8 protein-coding genes are annotated in these 9,243 nt (G+C 44.6%); 5 read left to right on the plus strand and 3 right to left on the minus strand.

All coding sequences use genetic code 11. The features are described from left to right. Positions 1–448, plus strand: a 448-nt coding sequence (locus U9Q77_11515) for a methyltransferase domain-containing protein (GenBank protein MEA3287984.1), incomplete at its 5' end; no start/stop codon positions are given. A gap of 1 nt (position 449) precedes the next feature. Next, entirely contained in the window at positions 450–1,892 is a 1,443-nt protein-coding gene (locus tag U9Q77_11520; protein MEA3287985.1) for a sodium/proline symporter, read from the plus strand. 295 nt (positions 1,893–2,187) lie between these two features. Here the strand turns inward: U9Q77_11520 and U9Q77_11525 are convergent, their stop codons facing one another. Beyond that, the gene (locus tag U9Q77_11525; GenBank protein ID MEA3287986.1) at positions 2,188–3,468 is read right to left on the minus strand and encodes a CsgG/HfaB family protein; all 1,281 of its coding nucleotides are present in this window, start codon (positions 3,466–3,468) and stop codon (positions 2,188–2,190) included. A gap of 316 nt (positions 3,469–3,784) precedes the next feature. Next, positions 3,785–4,120, minus strand: a complete 336-nt coding sequence (locus U9Q77_11530) for an STAS domain-containing protein (protein ID MEA3287987.1) — start codon at positions 4,118–4,120, stop codon at positions 3,785–3,787. 214 nt (positions 4,121–4,334) lie between these two features. Here U9Q77_11530 and U9Q77_11535 point away from each other — a divergent pair, with 214 nt between their 5' ends. From U9Q77_11535 to add, 3 genes are all read left to right on the plus strand, one after another. Beyond that, complete coding sequence (locus U9Q77_11535) at positions 4,335–5,990, plus strand: 1-acyl-sn-glycerol-3-phosphate acyltransferase (GenBank protein MEA3287988.1); 1,656 nt, start codon at positions 4,335–4,337, stop codon at positions 5,988–5,990. Positions 5,991–6,079: 89 nt separating this feature from the next. Then, complete coding sequence (locus U9Q77_11540; GenBank protein MEA3287989.1) at positions 6,080–7,963, plus strand: oligopeptide transporter, OPT family; 1,884 nt, start codon at positions 6,080–6,082, stop codon at positions 7,961–7,963. Further along, the gene (gene add, locus U9Q77_11545; GenBank protein MEA3287990.1) at positions 7,963–9,018 is read left to right on the plus strand and encodes an adenosine deaminase; all 1,056 of its coding nucleotides are present in this window, start codon (positions 7,963–7,965) and stop codon (positions 9,016–9,018) included. Before U9Q77_11540 ends, add begins: the two co-directional genes overlap by 1 nt. 17 nt (positions 9,019–9,035) lie before the next feature. Here add and U9Q77_11550 read toward each other — a convergent pair. Beyond that, positions 9,036–9,243, minus strand: a 208-nt coding sequence (locus U9Q77_11550; protein MEA3287991.1) for a hypothetical protein, incomplete at its 5' end; no start/stop codon positions are given.

Raw genomic sequence — 9,243 nt, forward strand, 5'->3', positions numbered from 1 at the left:
AAAGATCCCTCTGCCTGATTGTTCTGTTGATGTTGTTTCCCTGCATATGGTAGTAGAGCACCTGGAGACTTTACCGGATGATCTATCCGATATTGAAAGAATTTTAAAACCAAATGGCAAAATGATTATTCTCACAACCAATAAGTGGAGTCCTCTGATCTTTTTACCAAAACTGGTGTCTGATAGACTTAAGCAGTTCCTCATCGGGAAGATCTTCAATGAAGATGACCAGGATATCTTCAGAACTCACCATCGTTTAAATTCTCCAACCAGAGTTAAACGAAACATCAACACTCTGCATTTCAAGAAATTAATCATGATCGAGCAAACTTCATTGAACAGCCGCTTGCTTTTCTGGATCTTTCTGGTTCCATATATCCTGACCCTAGCAAAAGGTTTTCAATATCTAAGAAGTAATATTCTAGCTATCTATCAAAAGGAAACATGAGATGGATCCCGTAACCCTTGGTTTTATTCTCTATCTGACCCTTATCATGGGTGTCGGATTCTATACGGCTCGTCTCACACGCTCCATGAAAGATTTTGCTTTGGGCGGAAACCGGTTAGGGCCCTGGGCAATCGCTTTTTCAGAACGAGCCTCCGGTGAATCAGCCTGGTTGATCCTGGGACTCCCTGGAGCGGCCCTGGTAGCCGGACTATTGGAATTGTGGACAGTCGTGGGCTGTGTGGCCGGTATCACTTTTTCCTGGTTCATCATTGCCAAACGACTGCGCCTGGCGACTGAGAGACATGATGTGCTGACGTTACCCGAACTTTTTGCCAAGCGGTTTAAAGATGATCAGGGCACTGTCCGGGTTCTGGCGTCCCTGATCATTACTTTCTTTTTTACTTTTTACGTGGCAGCCCAGTTCTCCGGTGCTGGAAAAGTACTGAATGTCACTTTTGGGATCACCCAGCTTCAGGGCATGCTCCTGGGTGCTGTTATCATTGTTTTTTACACTCTGATGGGTGGTTTTCTAGCTGTAGCCTGGACTGACCTGGTACAGGGTGTTATTATGATTGGCACCCTGGTGATATTACCCGCTGTTGCTTTTATTGAGCTCAATGCGCTACCCTCAGCTGAGTTTGTCCTCGAACCTTCAACTCTTTTTGGAGGTAAGGCGGGTATGGCGGCTTTTTCCGCCGCCATTGGCGGTCTGAGTTGGGGTCTCGGGTACATGGGGCAACCCCATCTTGTGACCCGCTACATGGCTATTGACAAACCTGAAAATATTAAGATCAGCCGCCGTATCGCCATTTCATGGGCAGTACCCGCCTTCTTTGGCAGTCTGTTTATCGGCCTGACCGGCTACTTCCTGCTCAATTCGGGAACGCTTTTGTTTGAGGGTCAACTCCTGGGTTCTGTTGCCTCCCTGGATGACCCGGAAAAGCTCATGCCTATTATGGCACAAAACCTACTCCACCCCTGGATTGCCGGAATCTTTATCTCTGGCGCCATTGCAGCCATGATGTCCACAGCTGATAGTCAACTGCTGGTTTCCACCACGGTACTCACTGAGGATTTGATCGCCAATTATTTCGGCAAACTGAAAGATCGGTTTGACCTGTTGTTTATCGGCAGAATGCTAACCATCGTCATCGGACTGGTCGCCTTTTACCTGGCCTGGCAATCCCATGATCTGGTCTTTGAAATGGTCAGCTACGCCTGGGGTGGCTTGGGAGCATCTTTTGGACCAGCTCTTTTACTGATCCTCTGGTGGAAAAAGATAAGCAAGGCCGGTGTAATTGCCGGTATGATCAGTGGAACCTTCTTCACTGTGGTTGATCTTTTTGGTGAATGGGTGACCGCTCGCTTTTCAGCTTTTGTGATCGCCTTTGCAGCTGTACTTATTTTCTCATATCTGATACCAGATAAGGATTCAGCCAAATAAAAATATCAGGTGAAGATTAATACGGTCTAAAGAGGCTATGTGAGAATAGGGACAACGCTTACCCCATGCTTTAACTTTGGGGTATGATAACCTACTGTTTCTTTGGACTTTAGCCCAGTATTGTTGGGCTAAAGCCCTCCTTTTTAATATTGTTATAACACCCAGGCTGAAGCCTAGGGTAAGTATCAATAGTAACAGCACTATACGTAGGATACTAAAGATAATATTAGCAAGCAATTATTCCGGCGCAATGAAGTTTTCACACAGCCTCTAAACCCCTGTATGCGTAAATAATCTACCTTGCGTAGATCTTGATCGTGGCACTCAAAGAATTTGCCAGATCAGCCGCTGCCCTACTGACCATTTCCTCGGCAACCGGGGCAACCGTTTCGCCCTTCTTTGCCAATTTTAAAGTACGGTATTTTAAAGCTCTCTCATCACCCCTGAAGGTCACCCATTCCGCGCTGAAGTCGGCCTTGCCTTCAAATGCTTCACTTTTCACCAATTTCGCTGTCCTGATGTCAACGATCTTATAGGAACCCTTGATCACAGCTTTGCTAGTCCGGGTATAGAGCCTGACCTGTGCTTCCACATCCTTGTAGATCTTACGAGTTTTGGTCTTGCCATCCTTATCTTTATATTTTTCAGTCTTGGCAACAACTTTACTGGTTTCTTTGAAATCCCTGTGCACAGTTTGAACCGGTGTATAAATGATCTGAGTGATCTTTCCAGTAATGATCTCATGAACCCCCAGAATGGCTCCCACCTCCATGGCAGATTCTTCATTTACCATTCCTGAGAGACCTAGTTTTTGTTCATTTATCACTCTATCCAATTGATCGCGGCTGATAAGTTCCAGAAATTCGGTAGCAGAAGCATCCTTCATGACAGATGTTACCATCTGATCCACAACCAACTCTTCAACTGAACCATATCGTTTCCGCTTGCCACTGAGATCATCAAAGGGAAAAAGGGCAATCCTTTTAATACCGGCTTTTCGACTCAGTTCATAACGGATCGCTGCATCTTTGTACTGCGAAACAAAGCCCAATGCTTTTTTGAATTCCTTGGCAGCGGCTTTTTGGTCATCCATCGCTTCAGATAGAGCCAAACTTTCACCGGCAAGGTAGTGCGACCGTGCAGCCTGTTCTTTTGCTTCACCTAGTTCACCAGCATAATTTACGATGGGAAATTCCAGTGGGATTGAGGTTTTGGGATGACGAATAGGAGGCAAAACCTGCATGGCCTCATGCAGATTCACCAGGGTCTGATATTCACGTACGAGTTCATCGTATCTGAATTTTTCAGAACTCATATTCAATTCTTCGATGCGCTTTTGATGCAACCGATTGGCCATGAGAAAAGCATCTGCCGCCAGAATCTGACTCTTTTCATAGTCCTGCTCAAGCTGTAAACTCCTGGCAAGCATAAAGACTGCTGTGTCATAATCAGCTCGGCTATAAGCTTCCCTGGCTGAGCGTTCCAGCTTTCCATACTCACTAAAAAATGCGCAAGAAGTCAAACTGATCACTATTAATATGATCCAAAAACCCAGAAATAGCTGTTTATTTCCCATGCCTGTATCTCCTGTCCCATTATCGTTCAAAAGAATTCATTAAGTGTCGATCCAGAGTTTAAAATAAGCAAACTAAGGCAGTGTCCAAACCGTGATTCATCTTCTCATCATCATATTTTCATGTTTTCTTTGATATTGGCAATATAAACCATTGACATTTGATAGATATACTACTATTTTTATCACGATTTTACAGGGACATCGGTCTGGTCGTATTCCCCCGCTTCCGGATTTTAGTTGTCCCTGTTTTTTTTTAAAGTATACGGACAAAAAAAGCGGCCAATGCCGCTTTTTTTTAATTCACTTCAGGCATGGTTCAGTCTTTTACCACATCTGCTTCACTATCAACAATAGTAAACACATCCTCTAACTTGGATATCTTGATCAACGACTTGATTTTCTGTTGTGGTTTCACTAAATAGCACTCACCTTTTTTAATAGTTGCCTGTCTTTTGGCAAAAAGCAACCCGCCTAGTCCTGTACTATCCACCATACGCACATTTTCCATATTGATCATAATATTCTTAAAATCAGATTCAGCAATAGCCATGAAAATATCGCGTTTAAAGGCTTTCACGCCACGAATATCAAAAGTGGTATTTTTGACTCTTACAATAAGTGTATTATCTTTTATTTCAGTTTCAAATTTCATTCTCTGAGCTTCCACTGTGGCACACCAATACTTATATGACCAACCCAACAGTTGATCTCTGTTTCTTGAAAACTTCTCCAAACTTGTCCAGCAAAACGGAGACGGAATATATCCGAGGTTATAGCCTGGGGCAAGTGCATTAGATGATGATCACGAATAAAATAGAAAGTATAATATTCTGTCCCTACCTTGGATTTGGATTAACATGCTCCCTATGCATAAATTCAAGCGAGCTATTCGTAACTTTGGGGGTCTTTCGATCAAACTTATGATCCTCCCCGGCTTGCTTAGCCTGATTGGATCTGAACGAACACTTTCTGCAACTGGCTCATTGGAATGGGCGACGATCTGCTTCCTTCTGGGACTTGGTTTGGCTGGAATCCTTTTTTCGGACATGCTGATCTTGCGTTACGGTGATGGAACCCTGCATTTCTCAACAATTGCCACCCGCCTTGTGGATGTGGGATTCTATGCTCGTAATCGTCATCCTGCTTTTTGGTTCTTCTCGAGCTACCAATTGGGTGTATTGCTACTATTTTTCGGATTCACACCAAATGCTATTCTATTATGGCTTGGAGTGACTTCAGGCTGCATCCTTTTTTTGTTATTCGTTCAAGAAAATCTATTGATCCGTTCTTTGGGCAAACGTTATATCAATTATAAAAAAAACACTCCCTTTCTGCATTGGAAACTGCAAATCCCTGAACATCAATCAGTCCGATTACTTCCTCAGTTGGTTTGGTTGTTCGGGATGCTGGTTTTACGCAATTGGTATAAGATTAAGGTTTCTGGAAAAGAACATATCCCCCACGACAAACCTTTTATACTGGTGGCAAACCATGAGAGCTACCTCGATCCCTTCCTTTTCGGGATATTTTTACCTTTTGAGATCCAGTTTGTAACAACTGCTGATGTGTTTACTACCCCTCTGATGCGTTTCCTGCTAAAGGGGATCGGAACTTTCCCCATGAGAAGGCATCGCCAGGATCTAAAATCAATACGAACCATGATCAGGATGATCAAACGCGGTCAGGTAGTGGGGATATTCCCTGAAGGTGGTCGCTCAATCGATGGTTCTCCCCTGCCCATCCTGAAAGAAACTTTGAAATTGATCCAGCACAGTAAAGTTCCCATTTTGCCAGTTCACTTAGATGGTGCTTACGAAATTTGGCCAAGATGGGCACCTAATCGACGACGAGGACAGGTATCTGCCACTTTTAAGCCAATTATAGCAGTAGAAGATCAATCGGATCTGGATAAACTTGAGACGCAGATCCAAGCAGCAATATTCGCACAATCCAAATCATTCCGTCGAGTTAAGACCAGTGACGTCACCAAGGGGCTGGATAATTTTTTATGGGCTTGCTGTAAATGTCACGCGCATAATTCCATTACTGTCACTTCACCTCGTGAGATCAAATGCTCTCATTGTGGATCAGTGTGGCATGTAGCAAATGATTATTCCTTATCCCAGGTAGATTCTGCTCAAATTCACTCACTTCCATCATGGTTGAGAACGATTAGAGTCAAGGCTCTGGAATATTCGCTGGATCCACCTGATTGCATAACTTTAGCCCCTGAAGAGCACGCTTTTCTTAACTCGGCATTGGAAAAATTTACAAGTGAAGCAGGTGCTGAAATAGAGGCTGATCTGACCCTGACCCTCACAAATCAACGTTTTTGCTTAATGCAGCAGGATCAGGAATTAGAGTCATGGGCTTTGAACAGCATTACGATTTTCACTATGGATTATTATAATGCCATCTCCATAGGTGTCGGAGGGCTACGGTATACCTTCTTCCTGTCAAGAGGTGAAATTAGTTTAAAATGGCAGACCTATTTTGAGGCACTTAAAGCAAAAATAGCCTGAGTTCACTCGCGAGGCTGTCGTATTTAGCACTTTTCCTGTTTTTAATCTCACTTATCTTTCAGGCTAATTCGAAGATTGAAAGGGACATCGTGAGCAAGCCATTACCTGAAATTACCGTCAAAGCAGTTTTTCTCGGAATACTATTATCCATGGTCCTGGCCGGTGCTAATGCCTACCTGGGACTTTTCGCCGGCATGACCGCTTCTGCATCCATACCTGCCGCAGTTATCAGTATGGGTATACTGAGCATGTTTAAAAAGCATAATATCCTGGAAGATAATATCGTTCAGACAGCCGCTTCAGCTGGTGAATCTCTGGCAGCTGGTGTCATTTTTACTATCCCTGCTTTATTACTCATGGGATACTGGGAAACATTTAATTATTTGGAAATAGCCAAAATAGCCAGTGTCGGTGGTTTGATCGGTGTGCTCTTTACAATTCCCCTCCGTCGTGCTCTCATCGTTGAAGCCAAATTGACCTACCCCGAGGGAATCGCTACCGCTGCAGTTTTAAGAACTGGCCATGCTAATGATAGCTCTGATGCGGATTCAGTTCAAGGTGGCTTACGACTGCTAACATTGGCAAGCATTACGGCTGCCATCATGAAACTGGGTCAACAGGGTTTCGCCTTGTGGCATTCAGCTCTGGAAGGTGCCACCCATTTCGGCCGTTCCGTATTTGGCTTTGGAATGGATCTTTCACCAGCGCTGATCTCGGTCGGCTACATCGTGGGACGCAACATCAGTATCCTGGTTTTTACCGGTGGTGTGATATCCTGGTTTGTGGCAATTCCCATTTACACTGCAATTTATGGATATGAGGGAAACGCACTGGATGCTGCCAACACGATCTGGGATACTAAGATCCGCTACCTGGGCGTGGGTGCTATGGTAGTTGGTGGAATCTGGTCGTTGATAAAATTGTTCAAACCACTCATGATCGGAATCAAATCCAGTTTGGCCGCTTATAGTAAGGTCCAGTCAGGCGAAACTATTAAACGTGAAGAAAATGATATCCCTATCAAATACGTGGGAATTGCACTACTGGTCCTTATGATTCCTGTGTTTATGATCTACCATGACATTCTACCAACTTTTCAACTGGCTTTCCTGATTACCGTTATCATGATGGTCTTTGGATTTTTCTTCTCTGCTGTGGCAGCCTATATGGCAGGTGTTGTAGGTTCTTCAAACAACCCCATTTCAGGTGTAACCGTTGCCACCGTCCTCTTTGCTTCACTTCTGTTACTGGCTATCCTGGGTTCAGGATCATTGCAGGGTGCAGCCGCAGCCATCATGGTAGGTGCTGTGGTATGTAATGCGGCCGCAATTGGCGGGGATAATCTACAGGATCTCAAGACAGGACATATTATTGGCTCGACGCCCTGGAAACAGCAAGTTATGCAGGTTATCGGTGTGTTGAGTGCCGCCATCGTTCTCGGTCTGGTTCTTGATATTCTGCATACTGCCTACACAATTGGTTCTCCGACTCTTTCCGCTCCACAGGCAACCCTGATGAAGGCTGTGGCTGAAGGTGTCTTCCAAGGCAACCTACCCTGGAGTATGGTCATATCAGGTGCTATCCTGGGTATCATAATCATTGGTCTGGATATTCGCCAGGAGCGGAGAGGATCCGATTTCCGGATTCCTATCCTTGCAGTTGCCGTCGGTATCTATCTGCCGATCTCACTTTCGACTCCCATTTTTGTGGGTGGAATGCTGGCTCATGTTGGTGATAAGATGGGAGCTACAGAGACGACCCGTAAGAAGGGGCTGTTACTGGCGGCCGGTATGATCACAGGTGAAGCTTTGATGGGTATTTTTGTTGCTCTGCCGATCTTCCTCACTGCAAACAAGGACTGGTGGCCAACCTTCGGTGGTTTTAGCTGGCTGGGGCCTCTGCTTATTATCGCAATTGCAGTCTGGTTTTTGACCACTTTAAAATCCGACCGCACTGAACAGGGGGTGAACTGATGAAGCCGGTTCGTAGAGATTTTCTGAAGGAGCTGCCAAAACCAGAGCTCCACTGTCACCTTGATGGGTCATTACGAATTGATACCATTCTGGATCTGGCTCAAAAGAATAAAGTGGATATAGGTACAAGCGATCGGGATGAATTGATCAAAGCTGTTGTGGTTAAGGGGCGGGTTAAGAATCTTGAAGAATATATTGATAAATTCCAGATTACTCTATCTGTATTGCAGACTCCTGAAGCACTGAAACGAGCGGCTTTCGAACTGGCTGAGGATGCAGCTGCTGAGAATGTCAGACTTCTGGAGGTACGTTATTCCCCAATCCTGCACCAGGATCAGGGTATGACGCCTATGGAATCCCTTGACGCGGTTATAGCTGGTCTTCATGATGCCGAAAGAGCATTCAACATTAAAACAGGTGTTATCATTTGCGGAATTCGCAACTTCTCAATTGAATCTTCGATTCTGTTAGCAGAATTAGCAGTTGCCTACAAATACCGTGGCGTGGTGGGTTACGATCTGGCTGGTGCAGAGGAGAATTTTCCAGCCAAAGATCACCTCAAAGCTTTTTATCTCACCCGCAATAATAATGTGAATGTAACGCTGCATGCCGGTGAAGCTTACGGACCAGCCTCCATCCATCAGGCTATCCACTATTGCGGTGCTAATCGTATTGGTCACGGGACACGCTTGCGGGAAGATGGTGATCTCATGAATTATATCAATGATCACCGGATTTGCCTGGAGATATGCTTAACCAGTAATGTCCAAACTGGTTCAATTGATAAGATCGAAAACCACCCCATCGGATTTTACCATAATTATGGTCTGCGGGTAACTCTGAATACAGATAACCGCCTTATTAGTGGGACCACATTGGTAGATGAGTATATGTTAGCTCATAAGACTTTTAATTTCAACATGGAAGACTTCAAAGACTTTATTATCAGCGGTTTCAAGAGTGCTTTCCTGGAGCATCGGGAACGCACCAAACTGATCAAGGAAGTCGCCCATCAGATCGATGACTATCTCGGTGAAAGCGGCAAAAAGTATTAGCTGACCTGTGGAAAACATTAAAGCGATTTGATATTGCGGATTAGCCCTATGGTTGGATTTTTTTGAATATCAGGTTGACAGGTAGCGTTGCAACCGGCACAACTCACTGATTGCCCATTCTTTGGTTTGCGTCCAAGATCAGCAAAATATTTGATCACCGCTAAAATAGATGCACCTACTGCCAGCGATACCAGCAGAATATCGATCAACTGAGCCAATTGAACA

Source organism: Candidatus Neomarinimicrobiota bacterium, from assembly GCA_034716895.1.
Classification (GTDB): domain Bacteria; phylum Fidelibacterota; class UBA8477; order UBA8477; family JABMPR01; genus JABMPR01.